This is a genomic window from Luteibacter yeojuensis, from assembly GCF_000964085.1.
Taxonomy (GTDB): Bacteria; Pseudomonadota; Gammaproteobacteria; order Xanthomonadales; family Rhodanobacteraceae; genus Luteibacter; species Luteibacter yeojuensis_A.
The window spans coordinates 1-18,264 of the sequence record NZ_JZRB01000025.1; the positions used below are offsets into that span (position 1 = coordinate 1).

Genomic DNA, 18,264 nt, shown 5'->3' on the forward strand with positions numbered 1-18,264 from the left:
GAGCCCACCCCTGTGGGCGACGGCGTTTCGCGAGGAGCCGTCGCCCACAGGGGTGGGCTCCTACGGGGGGGTGCGGTTACTTCACGCTTTCCTTGGCACCCAAGGGCACTACGGCGGCTTCTGATGCATCGCGGCGGCGCACCGGCGCGGGGCGCGGCAGGGAGGGCGACGTGCGCCCCAGCGTAATGTTTTTTGAAGCCCGCACGTCGCGGTTCGCGAACGTCCAGATCTCGCCCGTTTCGGTGATGAACACCGTCCAGTACAAATCTGACTCCGGACCGTAATCGATGAGGAAGTGGGCGAAGCCTTCGCCCTTGGGGGTATTCAGCGGCAGTGGCGGGTTCAGTTGCAGCATGGTGTCCTCAGCCCTTCTTGTGCTGGTTGTCTTCGCCCGAGTCGTCGACCGGATCGCCTGACGAATCAGTCTCGCGCGGGCGCGTCGGGTTCCGCGGGTTTTCCGGCATGTCGTTCTGGCCGGGGTGCTTCTCGGGGGCATTCTTTTCGTTGGCCACGGCGGTGCTCCGTCCTCGTTGGGAGCCCAGCGTCGCGGCCTAGCCCTGAAGGCCGGGTGCTGGAGCCGTGAGGGCGATGTCACGACGGCCGCGAGCCACATCACCGTGTGTCCACGCCAACGCCCGGACAGTCACGCCATGAAGATGGCAACCTTCAACGTGAACGGGATCACCTCGCGCCTGCCGCATCTGCTCGAGTGGCTGGAGCGCGAGCAGCCCGATGTAGCCTGCCTGCAGGAGCTGAAGGCACCCGATCGCGGCTTCCCGCTGCAGGCGATCCACGACGCGGGCTATGGGGCCGTGTGGTCCGGGCAGGCGTCGTGGAACGGCGTGGCCATCCTCTCGCGCGGCGAGGATCCCATCGAAAGCCGGCGCAGCCTGCCGGGCGATGCCCGGGACGTGCACAGCCGCTATATCGAAGCCCTCGCCCACGGCGTACTCGTCGGTTGCCTTTACCTTCCGAACGGCAATCCGAGACCCGGCCCGAAGTTCGACTACAAGCTGGCCTGGTTCGAGCGTCTCATCGCCTACGCACAGCCACTGTTCGATACAGGCTACCCTGTGGTGCTCGCTGGCGATTACAACGTCGTGCCCACGGATGCCGACATCTATGATCCGAAGAACTGGCGGCGCGATGCGCTGCTGCAACCGGAATCCCGCGATGCCTACGAGCGGCTGCTCGCGCAGGGCTGGACCGATGCTCTCCGCGCGGCGCACCCCAACGAGCAGGTGTTCACATTCTGGGATTACTTCCGCCAGCACTGGCCCCGGAACCGTGGTTTGCGCATAGACCACCTGCTCCTCTCGGCCAATCTGGCGAAGCGCATCAAGGCCGCCGGTGTCGATCGCTGGGTACGCGACCTGCCGAAGGCCAGCGACCATGCGCCGACCTGGGTGGAATTCGCCATGCCGCGCCGGAACGGCTAGCGCTTCTTCAGGGCCTCCGGCTTGTGTGCCGCCATGGCGCCTGTCTTTTCGCTGCGGACGAGGTATTCGGGATTATCTTCACTGGCTGCCACCACGTGGCCCTTGATCTTCGACGGCTGGACAAGTTTCTTGACGACCTTGCCCTTCACCTTTCCCTGTGAGCTCTCCCAGCTCACGTTGTCGCCGCGGCTCGGCTCGCTTGCCATGATGCTCTCCGGTTACTTGCGGTACGCCAAGAATCCCGCTGGACCCGTGGCAGTGGCGTGACGCATGGCCCAGCGGCCCGTCACAGAATCGCCAAAAACCTGCCCCACGGCGCGGCAGCTTTGCTAGATTCGGCCCAACACGGCCACGACCACCCCGATGCCCCACGAGCGCCACGCACGGCTCACCCACCTCGTCGACCGCGGCACGCGTGCCAGCGTGGCCCTGGTGGTGCTGCTTACCTTCGCGGGCGTGGCCACGGCGCTCGGCCTGCTCGCCACGCAGGGCATCGTTGGCAAGCGCTACGAGGTGCTCATCGCCACCAATGCCATCGGGCAGGACGTGCACGACATGCGCGCCGCCATCGGCGCCTGGGTGCTCCGTGACGAACCCAACGCCCGGGCCATGTGGCGGCAGGCGGTGGGTTCCGCCCACGACCACATGGCCATGCTCGGCGGCAGCCTGGGCCGCGACCGCCGCGAAAACGAGCTGGTGGCCCAGCTCGGCAAGAGCCTGCAGGATCGCGTCGACACGGCATCGCCCCTCCTCGCCCGCTCGGCCGCGAGCGAGCGCCAGCGCTACATCGACGAGCTGATGGGCGCCGACTACCAGTCGCGCAACGACGCCGTGGCCCACGATGTCAGCGCACTGGCCGCGTACGAGCGCCTGCGGCTGCAACAGGGCAAGACCCGCCAGGACCTGGTGCTGTCGATCGCCGGGCTCGCGCTCGCCGGCCTTGTCGCGTGGTCGGTGGTCACCCTGCGGCGCTCGCGGCACATGGCGGGCGCCCTGCTCGACAACTGGCGCGATGCACTGGCCGCCACCCAGCAGGGCCGCGCCGAGCTGCACGCGTTCACCGATGCGGCGCCCCTTGCCGTGTTCCACGTCGACGCGAATGGCGTTCCCCTGTGGTTGAACGCGCAGGCCGTGCAATGGGTGGGCACCCGCAAGGGCGCCGATGTCGCCAGCTTCATGCGCGAGAACATCGAACCGAGCGACCAGGCACGCGTCGTCGATGCCTGGCGCAACCTGGTCACGCATGGCGATCGCTTCGAGCAGGTGTTCCGCTTCCGTGGCGACGACGGTCTGCTCGTGTGGGCGCACGCCCACGCCACCCCCGTACGGGTGGACGGGGCCACCAGTGGTTTCGTGGCCGTGCTCCAGGACATCACCGGCGCACGCATGCTGCAGGAGGAGCTCGACCACTCCCGGCGGCGCCTGCGCCGCATGACCGACGCCATCCCGGCCCTCATCGCGCGGGTGGACGCCGACGAGGTCTACCGCTTCGTCAACGGCACCTACCGCGACTGGTTCGGCGACGCGGCCCCGCGCATTGGCCAGACCCTGCGCGACTTCGTGGGCGAGCTCTACTACCAGCGCGTGGCGCCAATGATCGCCCGCGTGCGGCAGGGCCAGGCGGTGCGCTTCGAGATGAACCAGATGAACCTGCACGACCGCCTCTTCACCGGCGATGTCACCTACACGCCGGAGTTTGGCGACGACGGTGCGTTCAGCGGTTTCTACGTGATGGTCACAGACATCAGCGAGCGCAAGCGCCTGGAGGAAAGCCTGTTCGCGGCGAAGGAGCTGGCCCAGGTCACGCTCGATTCCATCGGCGACGCAGTGCTCACGACCGACATCACCGGTGCCATCACGTTCCTCAACCAGCGTGCCGAGGACCTGCTGCTGCGCCCCGCGATGCGCGCGCGCGGCATGCCGATCGAACACGTGGTGAAGCTGCGCGACAGCAACGACGAGCCGAGCGAAACCTCGCTCATGCGTGCGATCACGGAAGAACGCACCGTCGACATGCTGCAGCCACGCCAGCTGCTGCTGGCCGACGGCTCCCGGCTCGATATCGAGGATGTCGCCGCGCCCATCCGCGACCGCGACGGCCACGTCGTGGGCGGCGTGCTGGTGCTTCGCGATGTGTCGGTGGCCCGGGCCGTGGCCGACCGCATGCGCCAACTCGCCGAATCCGACCCGCTCACGGGCCTGCCGAACCGCATGGTGTTCGAAGAACGGCTGAAGGGCTCGCTCGCCCACCTGAAAGCCGACGAGAGCCTCGCCGTGCTTTACATGGACCTGGACGGCTTCAAGGCCGTCAACGATGTGCATGGCCACGCGGCAGGCGATGAGCTGCTGCGCCAGTTCGCGGGCCGCTTGCTGCGCCGCACGCGCAAGACCGATACGGTGTGCCGCCTGGGCGGCGACGAATTCGTGGCGTTGCTCGCGCCGCCGGTATCGCTCCGTGACGCCATGGTGCGCGCGGAGGAGTTCATCAACGCCGCCAGCGAGCCCTTCTCGTGGCACGGCATGCCGCTGCACGTGACGCTGAGCGTGGGCATCGCCGAGGCGCCCTTGCATGGCGTGGATGCCATCGCGCTGGTGCGGCGTGCGGACGATGCGTTGTACGAGGCGAAAGCCGCTGGCAAGAACAGGGTTTCCGTTTTGTAGGTAGCGCCCGCGTTCCTGTGGGAGCGCGCTTGCGCGCGATGCCTACAACAAAGCGCTAGCCGCCCGCCGCCCCGCCGCAAGGATCTCCTCCGACAGCGCCCCATCCTTGGTCGCCCGCGCCATCTGCAGCGCACCGTTGATCAACGCATATAGCGCGATGGCCCGCTCGCGTGCGGGGCCCTCCTCCAGCCCCGGCCACTGCCGCGACAGCCGCGCCACCAGCGTTTCCATGCCCTCGGCGAAGGCTTCGCGCACGGGCTCCGAGCGCCGGGCCACGTCGCCCACGAGGGTCGATATGGGGCAGCCCTGCTGGGGGTTATCACGGTGTTTCGTCGACAGGTACGAATCAATGTATGCCTGGGTGTTGCCACCCGTGGCGATGCGCTCGTTGAGGAAATCGAGCCGCTCGGCCATGGCGAACGCCACGACTTCACGGGCCAGGTCCTCTTTCGAGGCAAAGTGGTTGAAGAACGCGCCGTTGGTGAGCCCGGCGTCGTGCATCACCGAAGCGATGCCCTCGCCTTCGAAACCGCGCTCGCGGAAATTCGCCGCGGCCGTTTCGATGATGCGCTGGCGTGTCTTTTCCTTATGGCCTTTCGCGTACCGCATGGTCACCTCGAAACATCAGCCACCTTGTCGGCCGGGGCTTCCCAACCGCCACCCAGTGAACGGAACGCGCCGACCGCGGCGCGCGCATCGTCTGTGCGCACGCGGGCAAGCAAATCGCGCGAGGCAAGCAGCTGGCGGTCCTCGTCGAGCACCTCAAGCAGGCTCACCGCACCCCCTTTGTACGCATCCTGCGCGGCATCACGGGCCCTGGCATGGGCCTTTACCTCGTTCTCCAGCACGGCGTGCTGCGCTTCCAGCTGGGTGAGCGACACGATGGCGTTTTCGACGTCCTCGGTCGCCTTCAGCATGGCCCCACGATACCGCGCCAGCGCCTCGGCGTACGCGCCGCGTGCCTGGCCGACCTCGGCATCGACGCGCCCGAAGTCGAACAGCCGCCAGTGCAGCCCCAGCGCGCCCTGCGATTGGGCGGCCGCCCCGGTGAACAGCTTGCCGCTATCGAGCGAGGCGAACCCCAGCAGCCCCGACAGGGACACCTGGGGATAGTACTGCGCCAGCGCCACGCCGATACGGGCGTTGCTGGCGGCCAGCTCCCGTTCCGCGGCGATGACGTCGGGCCGCCGGCGCAACAGCGATGCGGGGCCGCCCGCGGCGTCCACCGTCGGCACCTTGGACGAGGCCGGGGTGGAGGCGATCTCGCTGGCATAGGTACCCGGAGCCGCCCCCATCAACACATCGAGGCGGTTGAGCTGCGTATCGAGTTCGGCCTGCAGCGGCGGCACGGTGGCCTGGGCCTGCAGCAGCAGGGCCTCGGCCTGGGCCACCTCGCGTTCGGTGCCAAGCCCGTGGGTGAGCCGCAGCCGCACCAGGTCGACCAGGCCCTGCTCGTTGCGGATCTGTTCGTTGGCGATGCCGATGCGCGCCTGTGCCCCACGAACACGGAAATACGCATCCGCGGCCTCGGCGACCAGGGTGATGCGGACGCCGGCATGCGTGGCTTCCGCGGCCTCCCGTGCCGCGTTCGCGGCTTCGTCACCGCGACGCAGCCCACCGGCCAGGTCGAGTTCCCAGCTCGCGCCGGCACCGATGTCTTCGTACGTTTGGTCGCGGTCGTAGCCCGGCGTGGCACGTGCCAGCTTGCCCAGCGGGCTAAGCTCGGACTGGCGCAGGCGCGCGCCGTTCGCATCCAGGCTGCCCTGCGGCAGGCGCTCGGCGTGGGCCTGCCGCGACGCGGCCTCCGCCTGCCGCACGCGGGCGGCGGAAGCCGCCAGGTCCAGGTTCTGGCCCAACACGCGCGATACGATTGCCGTGAGCTCCGGATCGTCGAACCCTTGCCACCAGGCGTCGAGCGCGGGTGCCGGCGCGTCGCCCTGGCGCTGCGCCAGGGCCGCCCCCTGGTGCCACGTGGAGCCGGCGGGGACATCGGGCTTCACGTAATCGGGCCCGACCGTACAGCCGGCGAGCAGCATGGGGACAAGCAAGGCAAGCGGTTTAGTGCGCATCGGCGGAAGGGCCCTTCGGTGGTGCCACCTTGCGCATCAGCGGCACCATGGCCGTCGCGATCACAAAGCACACCATGATGGAAAAGAACGCATCGCTGTAGGTCAGCGTCTGCGCTTCGCGGTACGTGAGTTGCCACAGCTGGTGCAAGGCGGCTTCTGGCGTCGCCCCCGTGCCTTCAACGCCCTGCAGCAGGGCGTTCATCGGCTCGTTGGCGGGCGTGAGGTGCTCGGCCAGCCGCTGGAAATGCAGGTTGGTGCGGTCGTTGAGGATCGTGGCGCACGCGGCGATGCCGATGGCGCCGCCGAGGTTGCGCATGGTGTTGAAGAGGCCCGAGGCGTGGCGAAGGCGCGCGGGCGGCAGGCCGCCCAGGGTCAGCGTGACCACGGGCGGCACGGCCAGTTGCTGTGCCATGCCGCGCAGGGCCTGCGGGAACAGCAGCTCCGCACTGCTCCAGTCGTGCGTGATCGGCGTGAACTCGAACATCGAGATCGCGAACAGGCCAAGGCCCGCCATCATCAGCCAGCGCAGGTCGACGCGGTTGGCGAGGAACGCGTACACCGGGATGGTCAGTATCTGGAACACGCCCGTCGAAAACACCGCCTTACCGGTCTGGAACGCGCTGTACCCCTCCACGCGGCCAAGGAACAGCGGCGTGAGGTAGATGGTCGCGAACAGGCCGATGCCAGTGACGAACGAGAAGAAGGACCCTAAGGCGAAGTTGCGGTCCTTGAGGGCACGCAGGTCCACCACGGGGTGCTCGGCCGTGAGTTCGCGCCAGATGAAGAGCACGCCGGCCATCAGCGTGGTCCACGCCGTGGTGCTTATCACCCGGTCCTCCATCCAGTTCCAGCGCGGGCCCTCTTCCAGCGTGTATTCAAGGCAACCCAGGAACACGGCGATCAGCACGATGCCAACCCAGTCACCCACCTTGAGCAGGCTGAGGTCGGGCTCGTCGATCTTCACCCGCATGGGTACCACCACCGTCACGAAGATGCCCGGCAACAGGTTGATGAAGAACAGCCAGTGCCATGAGTAGTTGTCGGTGATCCAGCCACCCAGCGTGGGGCCGAGCGTGGGTGCCAGCGACGCGAGCGCGCCAATGGTGGCGGCAGCCACCACGCGCTGCTTGCCCTCGAAGAACACGAACGCCGTGGTGAACACGGTCGGGATCATCGAGCCGCCAAGGAACCCCTGCGCGGCGCGGAACACGATCATGCTCTGGATATCCCAGGCCATGCCGCACAGCAGGCTCGTCAGCGTAAACCCCGCCGCCGAGGCCGCGAACAGCCAGCGCGTGGAGAACACCCGCGAAAGCCAGCCACTCAGCGGGATGACGACGATCTCCGCGATCAGGTAGCTCGTTTGCACCCACGCGGTGTCGTCGGCACCCGCCGAGAGGCCGCCACCGATATCGCGCAGCGACGCCGACACGATCTGGATATCCAGCAGCGCGATGAACATGCCCACGCACATGCTGGCGAAGGCGAAGATCTTCTGGCCGTGGGTGAGTTGGGCGACCGGGCTCATGGGGCGGCGTTCGTATCGATGGTGGCGGTGACCGACAGGCCGGGGCGCAGCAGGCCGAGGTCGCCATCCTTGCCGTCCAGCGCCACGCGCACGGGCACGCGCTGCACGATCTTGGTGAAGTTGCCGGTGGCGTTTTCCGGTGGCAGCACGCTGAATTGCGCGCCGGTGGCGGGTGCCAGCGACACGACATGGCCGTGGAACGGGTGGTCGGGCATGACGTCGGCGCGCACGTCCACCGCCTGCCCCACCTTCATCCGTGCCAGCTGGTCTTCCTTGAAGTTCGCATCCACCCACAGGCCGTGAGCAGGCACCACCGAAAGCAAGGGGCTCCCGGCCGACGCGAAGGCGCCCGCGCGGGCGCGGCGGTTGCCGATGGTGCCGTCCACGGGCGCACGCACCTCCGTGTACGAGAGGTCGAGGTGGGCGGCGTCCGCCTGCGCCCGCGCCTGCGCCAGCGCGGCATCGGCCTGGTGTTTCTGGGTGCCGATGACATCGAGCTGGCGGCGGGCCGCTTCCACCGTGGCAGCGGCCTTCTGGCGGTCGGCGTCGGCGGTTTGCGCCGCCGCCCGCGCCTTCTGCGCGGCTTCGACCGATACCGCCGACCGGCTGGCGAGGTCGCCGTAGCGGGTATCGTCCAGCCTGGCCCGCGTGGCCTCGGCGTCGGCCGCGGCCTTGGTCGCCTCGGCCTGGTGGATGACGCTCTCCTGCAACGCGGCCACCGCGTCGAGGTTGCGCAGCGCGGCTTCCTGCGCCGCCACCGCGGCGTCGGCCTTCGCCACCGCCGCGCGGTAGTCCCTGTCGTCGATGCGTACCAGCAGGTCGCCCCGGTGCACGGCCTGGTTATCGGTGACCGCCACTGCCTGGACGTAACCCGGCACCTTCGAGCCAATGACGGTGACGTCGCCGCCCACGTAGGCGTCATCGGTGTCCTGGATGAACCGGCCCGTGGTCCACCAGTGGGCGCCATAGGCCAGCACGCCAAGCAGGAGCACGGCACCTGCCGCGAGCTTGAGGGGTTTGCTACGCCGCGCCGGGGCGGCGGGCGAATCGATGACAGCGGACACGGGGACACCCATAAGTCAGTTGAATTACGTACATACTTTTATGGATGATCGAGTAACTTTCAAGAGGCAAGTGACTCTTCGGGGCAAAAAAAAGCGCCGCTCCGGCTGATGGTCCGGGCGGCGCTGGGCCTGGCGATGGGGGATTCCGGGGGGCGCCAGGCAAATCCATGGTGCCGGTGAGACACCCCGGCTAGCGTGACCGGCGTCGCGTTTCCGCCCCCCCACCATTTATGCGTACTGGTCGAAGCATGCCGTCAGGCACGGTCGCGCGGCGCCCGCGCGCCCCTACCATCGGTTCACGACCACCCATGGGAGGAACACCATGCGCCGCACGTGGATCCTGCTCACCCTTGTCGCCCTCGCCTCGCCGGCCAGCCATGCCGACGAAAAGCCCAGGATGCTCTTCCTCGGCACTACCCACCTTGCGAACCACAACAAGGACGTGGCCAACACGCATGTGGAAAACGTGCTCGTACCGAAGCGCCAGGCGGAGATCGAGGCGCTCGTCGACCAGCTCGCGGCATTCCGGCCGACGCACATCGCGCTGGAGCTACCCTACGCCAGCCAGGGGGATCTGGACGCACGGTATGCGGCCTACCGCGCCGGCACGTACACGCTGAAGGCCGACGAGACCGACCAGATTGGCATGCGCCTGGCGAAGAAGCTGGGCCTGGCGCGCGTCGATGCGGTGGACTGGAACGGGAGCCCACCCGGCGACGAGGCCAGCTACGATGCCAAGGCATGGGCCCAGGCACACGGCAAGGCCGACCTTTACCAGGCCTACGTCGACCGCTGGAAAGCCTTCGCGGCCCGCGATACCGCGTATCTGCCGGGCCACACCGTGACGCAGTGGTACCTTCGCTTCAACGACCCGGCGCGCATGCGCGAAGACGGGGCCAACTATTTCGACATGGCCAGGTTCGGCGACGACACCGACAACCCCGGGGCAGCGTGGGTGGGCCACTGGTACGCGCGTAACCTGCGCATCTTCACCCACATCCGCGACCTCGCCACGAAGCCCACCGACCGCATCCTCGTCATCTATGGCGCGGGCCACGGCCCGTTCCTGCGCAAGGACGCCGTCGACTCCGGCGTTTTTGAACTGGTGGAGCCGCAACAGTATTTGAAAGCTCCGTATCCGTGACGCCTGGGCAAAGGTGCTTTTCCGCGCGACGTATCACAGCCGCCGCGGCGCGGCCCCAGTGATAGGTGCAGGCGGCTCACGTCGAGCCGACCCCACTATCAAGGGAACCACCATGGGCAAGCTGCAAGATAAGGTCGCCATCGTCACGGGCGCTTCCAAGGGCATCGGCGCGGGCATCGCGAAGGCGCTGGCGGCCGAAGGTGCCGCCATCGTCGTCAACTACGCCTCCAGCAAGGCGGGGGCCGAAAAAGCGGTGGCCGAGATCACCGCCGCGGGTGGCAAGGCCGTGGCCGTGGGCGCCGACGTGACGAAGGAAGCCGACGCCGGCAAGCTGGTCGACGCCGCCATCGACAACTTCGGCCGGCTCGACGTCGTCGTGAACAATTCGGGCGTGTATGAGTTCGCGTCGGTGGAAAACAACACCGAGGCCCTGTATCGCCGCATGTTCGACACGAACGTGCTTGGCCCCCTGCTCGTCACGCGCGCGGCCTCGCCGCACCTTGGCAAGGGTGGCAGCATCATCAACATCGGGTCCGCCGTCACCCGCCTGACGCCGGCCGAATCCGCCATCTACACGGGCACCAAGGGCGCTGTCGACGCCATCACCGGCGTGCTTTCCCGCGAGCTTGGCCCGCGCGGCATCCGCGTGAACTCGGTGAACCCGGGCATGGTGGAAACCGAGGGCACCCACACCGCCGGCTTCATCGGCTCCGACTTCCAGGGCTGGGCCGAAGGCCAGACGCCGCTGGGGCGCATCGGCCAGGTCAGCGATATCGCGCCGATCGTGACCTTCCTCGCTTCGGACGACGCGGGCTGGGTGACGGGTGAATTGATCCTTGCTACCGGTGGCATGCGGTAAACGAGCAGAAGCATCGCCAGCAAGCTGGCTCCTACATTCTTTGTGTGGGAGCCAGCTTGCTGGCGATTACGGCGACTGCATCACCGGCGTCGTCTTCTCGAGGATTTTCATCGCCTCGGCGTTCTTCCGCTCCCATTCCTTAAGGTCGAGCGGTGTCTGCGGCGTGGTGTCGTGCCGGGTTGCCCGGGGCATGCGCGCGGGCGACATGTCGCTGGCCGCGGCACCCGTTGTATAGCCGCGGAATGGCGCTCCCGGTGCGGCATCCCGAGGCGGCGCCGATACCGCCGGTACTGACACTGTTTGCAGCGGCTTCCGGATGCTATTCACGATAAACGCCCAGAGCGCCAGGCTCGCCGCGGTCGCAACCAAGGCAAACGCGTACATCGCGGCGGCGCGGCTTCTACCCTGCCGCGGGGACGGACGATGCCGGCCGGCGGCCGCCATCCACGATGGTTCGCGGGCCACCAGCGACGCGGGTGCCAGCACGGGCTCTTCGATCGGACCGATCATCTGGCGCACCGTGGGGCCGTCAACCAGCGTAATGCCGGGAAAGCGGGACGCCGATTCCAGCGCAGCGCGGGTGAACTCGCCCGACGTGACGAGGATCGCCCCGTTGGCTCCCTGCGTGTGCATGACGCCGATGAGCTCGTGTACCGGGTTGTGCGGCACCTGCAAGACGTTCCAGTGCTTGCACTGGACCACGATGTATTCAGCGCCGCGGAAGAGCTTGAGGTCCACGCCGCCATCGGTGGCGGCCAGGCCGTTACCCGTGCCGGTGTATTCCACCCGGTAGCCCTGCCCTTCATAAAAGGCGCCGACGCGGCGCTCGAAGTCATCCCAGCCCACCCGGCTCAGGGCATCGTCCCATCGCTCACGGACACGCTTTGCGTGACGGCCGCTCATGCGCCCGGCCCACCGCGCATGCGTTCCCTACCGCGCCTTCCGGCGCCCTGGCGATATTCCATGGTGGCTCCCCGTATGCCCGGGGAAATGGCCCCCTTGGCCGCCACCGGACAGGCCGATGGTATGCGGTCTCCCGGCGGTTGGGTAGACGCAAATACAGGCCTCCGCGGGGGGCGGCGCGGGCGAGCCCGACAGAATGCGTAGGGGTTCGCCGCGGCGTGGCCTTTTCGCCTTGAACGTAGCCGCGAGGCTGGCAGCATCGAGGCAGGTCACGGTTTCGCGAGGGTCGCAATGCATGGTTGGGCGGGTTGGGTGTCGGCAAACATCGTGCTGCCGCTTTTGGCACCCGTTGCCATGGTCAGCATCGTTTACGCGTTCGCCGACGCGAAGCGTCGCGCGCATTTCTCGCCGCTGTTGATCGTGAAGGACGGGCAGCTTGCCTGGGCAGCCGTGATTTTCACGACCTCGGCGCTCTACGAGCACGAAGAAGCTGTGCGACGGATGAGTCAGGCGCCGTCGGGGCTCACGCTTTTCCTGCTCATCGGTATTTTGTTGTCCAGCTGCCTTATTCCACTCATCGGTTTGATCTTCCCGCAACGCAAATTGTCCGTTCGTCTCAATGGGCGGCAGCGCTTTGTGCACTACAAAGTGTTCGCCGGCTCCCTCTTCGTCGCCGGCGTAAGCGCTATTTGTGACTCGGGCGTCCACTTCGGCTGGCTCAACTAAGGATAACCTCATGGATTGCGAGCACACTTCCACCGATATCGAGTACCGGGAGATCCCGACCTGGATGTTTGCCCTCTTCATGGGGTTCCAGTTCGTGCTCCTGGTGATTGCGGTCGGCACCGGGCTCTACAACACGTATTTCCGTTAGCGAAGCATTTTTGTGCAGGAATGCCCTCTCCCCCCTTTGTAGGATCGTGGTAAGTTCAAGGCAGCAAGAAGCGCAAGCCAACGCCCGCCCCTCCGGGGGTGGGGTCCAGCCAGGTTTCCCTCGGAGTTCTTGCGATGGCACTTACCCGCCGCGAGTTCATCAAGCTGACAGGCATGGGGCTGGCCGCGTCCAGCCTCGGCGTCATGGGCTTCGGGGCATCCGGCGTGGCGCAAGCCGCGGCCGTCCGCCCCTTCAAGCTCACCCACGCGACAGAGACGCGCAACACCTGCACCTATTGCTCGGTGGCCTGCGGCATCCTCATCTACAGCATGGGCGACAAGGCGAAAAACGCCAGATCCAACATCATCCACATCGAGGGCGATCCGGATCACCCGGTGAACCGGGGCACCCTCTGCCCCAAGGGCTCGGCCCTGCTCGATATCGTCCACGCCCCCACGCGCCTCAAGGCGCCGCGGTACCGCGAGCCGGGCGGCACGGAGTTCAGGGAAGTCACCTGGGATTTCGCGCTCGATCGCATCGCCCGGCTCATGAAGGATGACCGCGACAAGCACTTCATCGCCACCAATGCCGCCGGCACCACGGTCAACCGCTGGACCAGCACGGGCATGCTCGCGGCGTCGGCGTCCTCCAGTGAAACCGCCTACCTCACCTGGAAGGTAGCCCGTTCCCTCGGCATGGTGGTGTTCGACAACCAGGCGCGCGTCTGACACGGACCGACGGTGGCCAGTCTGGCCCCATCATTCGGTCGCGGTGCGATGACGAACACCTGGCAGGACATCAAGAACGCCAATGTCGTGATCGTCATGGGTGGCAACGCTGCCGAGGCGCACCCGTGCGGCTTCAAATGGGTGATCGAGGCGAAGATCGAGAACGGCGCCAAGCTCGTCGTCGTCGATCCGCGCTTCACGCGCACGGCCTCCGTGGCCGATTACTACGCGCCCATCCGCCCGGGTACCGACATCGCGTTCCTAAGTGGCGTGATGCACTACCTGCTCACGAACGACAAGATCCAGCATTCGTACGTCAAGAACTACACCAACGCCAGCCTGCTGGTGAAGGATGAGTTCACCTTCACCGATGGCCTCTTCAGTGGCTTCAACGACCAGACCCATAGTTATGACAAGGGCAGCTGGGACTACGAGATCGGCGACGACGGCTTCGCGAAGGCCGACGACACCTGGCAAAACCCGCGCTGCGTCATCAACCTGCTGAAACAGCACGTCAGCCGCTACACACCTGAGATGGTGTCGCGCATCTGCGGCACGCCGCAGGATAAATTCCTGCATATCTGCGAACTCATCGCCGGCACGTCCGCCCCCGACCGGGCCATGACCAGCCTCTTCGCGCTGGGCTGGACCCAGCACACGGTAGGTGCGCAGAACATCCGCGCCATGGCCATGGTGCAACTGCTTCTGGGCAACATCGGCGTGGCGGGTGGTGGCATGAACGCACTGCGTGGGCATTCCAACATCCAGGGCCTCACCGATATCGGCCTGCTCTCGAACCAGATGCCGGGTTACCTCAACCTGCCCACCGACAAGGAAACCAGCTTCGACGAGTACATGAAGACGCGGCAGTTCAAGCCGCTGCGCCCCGGCCAGACCAGCTACTACCAGAACACGAAGAAAATGACCGTCAGCCTGATGAAGGCCTTGTTCGGCGATGCCGCGACGGTCGACAACCACTGGGGCTACGACCTGCTGCCCAAGCTCGACATCCCGCTGTACGACATCATCAAGGCCTTCGAGATGATGAACAACGGGCAGATGACGGGCTACATCTGCCAGGGCTTCAATCCCCTGCAGGCATTCCCTGATCGCGGCAAGATCCGGGCGGGCCTCAGCAAGCTCAAGTTCCTCGTCACCATGGATCCGCTCGATACCGAAACCTCGCGCTTCTGGCAGGATTTCGGGCCGCAGAACCCGGCCAGGTCGCGCGAGATCCAAACCGAAGTCTTCCAGTTGCCCACCACGTGCTTCGCGGAAGAAAACGGCTCGCTGGTGAACTCGGCACGCTGGCTGCAGTGGCACTGGAAGGCCGCCGATGCCCCCGGCATCGCCAAATCCGACCTTTGGATCATGTCGGGCCTGTTCCAGCGGCTGCGTGCGCTCTACCAGAAAGAAGGCGGCGCCTTCCCCGATGCGCTCATGGGCATGACGTGGAAATACACCGACCCGTGGGAGCCCGACCCGGAAGAACTGGCCAAGGAGATGAACGGCAAATTCCTCGCCGATGTCACCGACCCGGTCACCCAGGTCACCTCCAAGGCGGGCACCCTGCTCGACGGTTTCGGCCAGTTGCACGACGATGGCAGCACCGCGTCGGGCTGCTGGATCTTCGCCGGCTGTTTCACCGAGAAGGGCAACCAGATGGCCCGCCGCGATGCCACCGACCCCCGCGAGCAAGGCATCGCACCGAACTGGGCGTGGGCGTGGCCGGCCAACCGGCGCATCCTTTACAACCGGGCCAGCGCCGACCCCGAGGGCAAGGCCTGGAACCCGAAGAAGCCAGTCGTGGAATGGAACGGCAGCAAGTGGGTGGGCATCGACGTGCCCGATTACGTCGTGACCCAGAAACCCTCCGCCAACGATGGCCCCTTCATCATGACCGTGGAAGGCCAGGGCCGCCTCTTCGCTCGCAACCTCATGGCGGAAGGCCCCTTCCCGGAGCACTACGAACCCATGGAATCCCCCGTGGTGAACGTGCTGCATCCCAAGGTCGGCCCGAACCCCGTGGCGCGCGTCTTCGACCACGACCGGTCGAACTTCGGCAAGCCGGGTGATTTCCCCTATGTCGCGACCACCTATCGCCTCACCGAGCATTTCCACTACTGGACCAAGCACGCACTGATCAACGCCATCCTGCAGCCGGAGGAATTCATCGAGATCGGCGAGGCGCTGGCGAAGGAGAAGGGGATCGACCAGGGCGGCTGGGTCAAGGTGTCGTCCAAGCGTGGCGAGGTGGTGTGCAAGGCCTATGTCACCAAGCGCATCAAGCCGCTGATGGTGGACGGCAAGGCCACGCACGTCATCGGCTGCCCCATCCACTGGGGCTTCACCGGCCAGGCGAGGAAGGGGTACGGCGCCAACACGCTCACCCCGTCGGTCGGAGATGCGAATACGCAGACGCCGGAATTCAAGGCGTTCCTGGTCAACGTCGAAAAGACGTCGGCTCCCGTGGGCTGAGGCGAACGACATGTCCGATATGCAATCGCAAGACTACGTCCGCCGCTCGGCCTCCACCATGACGCCGCCCTCGGCGCGCAACGTCGAGGACCAGGTCGCCAAGCTCATCGATGTCAGCCGCTGCATCGGCTGCAAGGCCTGCCAGGCCGCGTGCATGGAGTGGAACAACCTGCGGCCGGAGATCGGCCATTTCGAGGGCTCGTACGAGAACCCGAACGACCTGGGTCCCAGCGTATGGACCCTGATGAAGTTCAACGAGTACGAGAACGAGCAGGGCAACCTCGAGTGGCTGATCCGCAAGGATGGCTGCATGCACTGCGAGGACCCGGGGTGCCTGAAGGCCTGCCCGGCGCCGGGCGCCATCGTCCAGTACGCCAACGGCATCGTCGACTTCATCAGCGACAAGTGCATCGGCTGCGGCTACTGCGTCAAGGGCTGCCCTTTCAACATCCCGCGCATCAGCAAGACCGACCACAAGTCGTACAAGTGCACGCTGTGTTCCGATCGCGTCACGGTGGGCCTCGAGCCGGCCTGCGTCAAAGCCTGCCCCACGGGCGCCATCATGTTCGGTGCCAAGACCGACATGCAGCACCAGGCGGCCGAGCGCATCGTCGACCTCAAGGCGCGCGGTTTCGCCCATGCGGGCCTGTACGACCCACCCGAGGTGCAAGGCACCCACGTGATGTACGTGCTGCACCATGCCGACAAGCCCTCGCTGTATTCCGGGCTGCCCGACAAGCCGCACATCAGCACCCTCGTGCAGGCGTGGAAAGGCCTGTACAAGCCGCTCGCCGTCGCCGCCGTGGCGCTTGCCGCCATCGGCGCCTTCTTCCACTGGATCACCATTGGCCCGAACGAGACCACGGAAGAGGACGAGGCCGAGGCCCGCCGCGAGATGCGTGAAACCGAGGAGGAACAGGCGCCATGACCCGTCCCGCCAACACCATCACGCGGTACACCACGGTGAACCGCATCAACCACTGGATCAACGCCGGGCTGTTCATCCTGCTGCTGGTTTCTGGCCTGTCGATGTTCCACCCCATCCTGTTCTGGCTTTCGGGCCTGTTCGGTGGCGGCCAGTGGGCCCGCGCCGCCCACCCGTGGCTGGGCATCTGCCTCATGGTGAGCTGGGTGGGCATGATCATCCAGTTCTGGCGCGAGAACCTGCCCAACCGCGATGACGTGGCGTGGTCGAAGGCCATCACCCACGTGGTGCGCAACGACGACGGGCACGTGCCACCCATCGGGCGCAACAACCCGGGCCAGAAGCTGGTGTTCTGGTCCATGACATTCCTGATCCCCGTGCTGCTGTTCTCCGGCCTGCTGGCCTGGGAGGTGTATTTCGGCAAGGCCACGTCGATCGAAGTGCAGCGCGTGGCCATCCTCGTGCACAGCCTGTGCGCCTTCGCGGCGGTGCTGGTGTTCGTGGTGCACGTGTACGCGGCCATCTGGATCAGTGGCTCGGTGCGTTCCATGACCCAGGGCTACGTCACCCCGGGCTGGGCGTGGCACCATCATCGCAAGTGGTTCCGCGAACTCATCGCCCACCGGAAGCAACCGTGAAGCAAGCCCAGCTCCCGCCCGACGCCAAGTGGTCCGGCCCCGCCCATGCCGGCGTGAAGTCGCCCCAGCCCATCGCCCTGCCCGATCGCCAGCGGCGTTTCGCCAGCACGGCGGCACGGCTCGAATCCCTTGCCGCGGGGCATCCGCTGGAAGCCTGGCTGCGCTTCCTCGCGGCGGTGTCGCATGCCCAGCACGCGGTCGCCACGACCCTGGCGCCCTCGGGCACCGTGGCCACCGAGGTCGTAGCCCGGGCCGTCGAGGCACGCCTGCCACCCCTGGCCGCCGACGGCCACGCGCGCGACGCGGCATGGCGCGAAGGCCTTCGCCTGCTGCTGGGTGAAGTGGAGTCGACGAGCCTGCCGCCGCCGGCCGTCGAGGCGATCGAACAGCTGCGGGCCATGGACGACACGGCCATCGACACGCTCGCCGACCAGTTCCTCCGTGGCGCCGTCGCCGCCGCCGACCAGGCGGCCGCGGTGTACATCGCCGCTGCGCTCCAGGTGTACTTCACCGTGTCGGCCTCGCGCCTCGTCGCTGCCGACCTGCGCCTGCTCGAGCAGCGCTCGCTATGCCCCTGCTGCGGTTCACCCAGCGTCGCCGGCATGGTCACGGCCAGCGGCATCACGCCGGGCACGCGCTTCCTGCACTGCTCGCTGTGCGCCACGGCCTGGAACCACGTGCGGGCCTCGTGCATCACCTGCGGTGGCACGCGCCACCTGCAGGTGCAGGCCATCGAAGGCGATAACGGCCTGGTGAAGGCGGAAACCTGCGGTGAATGCCACACCTACAGCAAGCTGCTGTACCAGGTGAAGGACACGCAGGCCGACCCGGTGGCCGACGACCTGGCATCCCTTGGGCTTGACCTGCTCGTGGGCGAGGCCGGTTTCGCCCGCCACGCGCCGAACCCGTTCCTACTGATGGGCGACACGGCCGACGTCGACTAGCCAGCCTCCA

The 18,264-nt window shown here is 66.8% G+C and carries 18 protein-coding genes; 10 read left to right on the forward strand and 8 right to left on the reverse strand.

Annotation, left to right across the window (positions count from 1 at the left end; genetic code table 11):
- Positions 1 to 76 precede the first annotated feature (76 nt).
- Both VI08_RS11880 and VI08_RS21785 read right to left on the reverse strand, forming a co-directional pair.
- Positions 77 to 355, reverse strand: a complete 279-nt coding sequence (locus tag VI08_RS11880) for a hypothetical protein (protein WP_045829812.1) — start codon at positions 353 to 355, stop codon at positions 77 to 79.
- A gap of 7 nt (positions 356 to 362) precedes the next feature.
- Positions 363 to 512 (reverse strand): hypothetical protein, encoded by a 150-nt coding sequence (locus VI08_RS21785; RefSeq protein ID WP_157006677.1) that lies wholly within the window; start codon positions 510 to 512, stop codon positions 363 to 365.
- Positions 513 to 650: 138 nt separating this feature from the next.
- Here VI08_RS21785 and xth point away from each other — a divergent pair, with 138 nt between their 5' ends.
- Entirely contained in the window at positions 651 to 1,439 is a 789-nt protein-coding gene (gene xth / locus VI08_RS11885; protein WP_045829813.1) for an exodeoxyribonuclease III, read from the forward strand.
- Here xth and VI08_RS11890 read toward each other — a convergent pair.
- A complete protein-coding gene (locus VI08_RS11890) occupies positions 1,436 to 1,645 on the reverse strand; it encodes a DUF2945 domain-containing protein (RefSeq protein ID WP_045829814.1) in 210 nt (69 codons plus the stop codon). The genes xth and VI08_RS11890 overlap by 4 nt on opposite strands.
- 157 nt (positions 1,646 to 1,802) lie before the next feature.
- Between VI08_RS11890 and VI08_RS20870 the strand changes: the two genes are divergently transcribed.
- On the forward strand, positions 1,803 to 4,100 hold the full coding sequence (locus VI08_RS20870) for a bifunctional diguanylate cyclase/phosphodiesterase (RefSeq protein WP_052697851.1): 2,298 nt from the start codon (positions 1,803 to 1,805) through the stop codon (positions 4,098 to 4,100).
- Positions 4,101 to 4,142: 42 nt separating this feature from the next.
- On the opposite strand, the gene VI08_RS11900 is transcribed toward VI08_RS20870, so the two are convergent.
- Genes VI08_RS11900 through VI08_RS11915 form a run of 4 tightly spaced genes read right to left on the reverse strand, consistent with a single transcriptional unit; the run spans position 4,143 to position 8,761 of the window.
- Positions 4,143 to 4,709 carry a TetR/AcrR family transcriptional regulator gene (locus VI08_RS11900; RefSeq protein WP_045829815.1) on the reverse strand — a complete coding sequence of 189 codons (567 nt, stop codon included), beginning with the start codon at positions 4,707 to 4,709 and terminating at the stop codon, positions 4,143 to 4,145.
- Between the two features lie 2 nt (positions 4,710 to 4,711).
- Positions 4,712 to 6,169, reverse strand: coding sequence for an efflux transporter outer membrane subunit (locus VI08_RS11905; RefSeq protein WP_045829816.1), 1,458 nt, complete (start codon positions 6,167 to 6,169; stop codon positions 4,712 to 4,714).
- Positions 6,159 to 7,697, reverse strand: a complete 1,539-nt coding sequence (locus tag VI08_RS11910; protein WP_045829817.1) for a DHA2 family efflux MFS transporter permease subunit — start codon at positions 7,695 to 7,697, stop codon at positions 6,159 to 6,161. Before VI08_RS11910 ends, VI08_RS11905 begins: the two co-directional genes overlap by 11 nt.
- The gene (locus VI08_RS11915) at positions 7,694 to 8,761 is read right to left on the reverse strand and encodes an HlyD family secretion protein (protein WP_269745840.1); all 1,068 of its coding nucleotides are present in this window, start codon (positions 8,759 to 8,761) and stop codon (positions 7,694 to 7,696) included. Before VI08_RS11915 ends, VI08_RS11910 begins: the two co-directional genes overlap by 4 nt.
- A gap of 322 nt (positions 8,762 to 9,083) precedes the next feature.
- Here VI08_RS11915 and VI08_RS11920 point away from each other — a divergent pair, with 322 nt between their 5' ends.
- Entirely contained in the window at positions 9,084 to 9,905 is an 822-nt protein-coding gene (locus tag VI08_RS11920; RefSeq protein ID WP_045829819.1) for a DUF5694 domain-containing protein, read from the forward strand.
- 112 nt (positions 9,906 to 10,017) lie between these two features.
- Positions 10,018 to 10,764, forward strand: coding sequence for a glucose 1-dehydrogenase (locus tag VI08_RS11925; RefSeq protein ID WP_045829820.1), 747 nt, complete (start codon positions 10,018 to 10,020; stop codon positions 10,762 to 10,764).
- A 66-nt stretch (positions 10,765 to 10,830) separates the two neighbouring features.
- Here VI08_RS11925 and VI08_RS20875 read toward each other — a convergent pair whose 3' ends face one another.
- Complete coding sequence (locus VI08_RS20875; RefSeq protein WP_084621469.1) at positions 10,831 to 11,667, reverse strand: restriction endonuclease; 837 nt, start codon at positions 11,665 to 11,667, stop codon at positions 10,831 to 10,833.
- Positions 11,668 to 11,979: 312 nt separating this feature from the next.
- On the opposite strand from VI08_RS20875, the gene VI08_RS20880 reads away from it, so the two are divergent.
- The 6 genes from VI08_RS20880 (at position 11,980) to fdhE (ending at position 18,254) form a co-directional block, all read left to right on the forward strand.
- Positions 11,980 to 12,393, forward strand: a complete 414-nt coding sequence (locus tag VI08_RS20880; RefSeq protein ID WP_157006680.1) for a hypothetical protein — start codon at positions 11,980 to 11,982, stop codon at positions 12,391 to 12,393.
- Between the two features lie 10 nt (positions 12,394 to 12,403).
- Positions 12,404 to 12,541: a hypothetical protein gene (locus VI08_RS21790; protein ID WP_157006683.1), complete on the forward strand. Its 138-nt coding sequence runs from the start codon at positions 12,404 to 12,406 to the stop codon at positions 12,539 to 12,541.
- Between the two features lie 134 nt (positions 12,542 to 12,675).
- Positions 12,676 to 15,747 carry a formate dehydrogenase-N subunit alpha gene (fdnG, locus tag VI08_RS11945; protein WP_157006686.1) on the forward strand — a complete coding sequence of 1,024 codons (3,072 nt, stop codon included), beginning with the start codon at positions 12,676 to 12,678 and terminating at the stop codon, positions 15,745 to 15,747.
- Between the two features lie 10 nt (positions 15,748 to 15,757).
- Positions 15,758 to 16,675, forward strand: a complete 918-nt coding sequence (gene fdxH, locus VI08_RS11950; RefSeq protein ID WP_198148934.1) for a formate dehydrogenase subunit beta — start codon at positions 15,758 to 15,760, stop codon at positions 16,673 to 16,675.
- Entirely contained in the window at positions 16,672 to 17,310 is a 639-nt protein-coding gene (locus tag VI08_RS11955; protein WP_045829823.1) for a formate dehydrogenase subunit gamma, read from the forward strand. The genes fdxH and VI08_RS11955 overlap by 4 nt, the downstream gene beginning before the upstream one ends.
- On the forward strand, positions 17,307 to 18,254 hold the full coding sequence (gene fdhE / locus VI08_RS11960) for a formate dehydrogenase accessory protein FdhE (RefSeq protein WP_052697854.1): 948 nt from the start codon (positions 17,307 to 17,309) through the stop codon (positions 18,252 to 18,254). The genes VI08_RS11955 and fdhE overlap by 4 nt, the downstream gene beginning before the upstream one ends.
- Positions 18,255 to 18,264 lie beyond the last annotated feature (10 nt).

What these genes read in the sequence shown, in the direction of transcription:
- VI08_RS11955 (WP_045829823.1), top strand. Translation starts at nt 16,672, where the DNA reads ATGACCCGTCCCGCCAACACCATCACGCGGTACACCACGGTGAACCGC.
- VI08_RS20870 (WP_052697851.1), top strand. Translation starts at nt 1,803, where the DNA reads ATGCCCCACGAGCGCCACGCACGGCTCACCCACCTCGTCGACCGCGGC.
- VI08_RS11890 (WP_045829814.1), bottom strand. Translation starts at nt 1,645, where the DNA reads ATGGCAAGCGAGCCGAGCCGCGGCGACAACGTGAGCTGGGAGAGCTCA.
- VI08_RS11900 (WP_045829815.1), bottom strand. Translation starts at nt 4,709, where the DNA reads ATGCGGTACGCGAAAGGCCATAAGGAAAAGACACGCCAGCGCATCATC.
- VI08_RS11910 (WP_045829817.1), bottom strand. Translation starts at nt 7,697, where the DNA reads ATGAGCCCGGTCGCCCAACTCACCCACGGCCAGAAGATCTTCGCCTTC.
- xth (WP_045829813.1), top strand. Translation starts at nt 651, where the DNA reads ATGAAGATGGCAACCTTCAACGTGAACGGGATCACCTCGCGCCTGCCG.
- VI08_RS11925 (WP_045829820.1), top strand. Translation starts at nt 10,018, where the DNA reads ATGGGCAAGCTGCAAGATAAGGTCGCCATCGTCACGGGCGCTTCCAAG.
- VI08_RS20875 (WP_084621469.1), bottom strand. Translation starts at nt 11,667, where the DNA reads ATGAGCGGCCGTCACGCAAAGCGTGTCCGTGAGCGATGGGACGATGCC.
- fdxH (WP_198148934.1), top strand. Translation starts at nt 15,758, where the DNA reads ATGTCCGATATGCAATCGCAAGACTACGTCCGCCGCTCGGCCTCCACC.
- VI08_RS11920 (WP_045829819.1), top strand. Translation starts at nt 9,084, where the DNA reads ATGCGCCGCACGTGGATCCTGCTCACCCTTGTCGCCCTCGCCTCGCCG.
- VI08_RS21790 (WP_157006683.1), top strand. Translation starts at nt 12,404, where the DNA reads ATGGATTGCGAGCACACTTCCACCGATATCGAGTACCGGGAGATCCCG.
- VI08_RS11880 (WP_045829812.1), bottom strand. Translation starts at nt 355, where the DNA reads ATGCTGCAACTGAACCCGCCACTGCCGCTGAATACCCCCAAGGGCGAA.
- VI08_RS11905 (WP_045829816.1), bottom strand. Translation starts at nt 6,169, where the DNA reads ATGCGCACTAAACCGCTTGCCTTGCTTGTCCCCATGCTGCTCGCCGGC.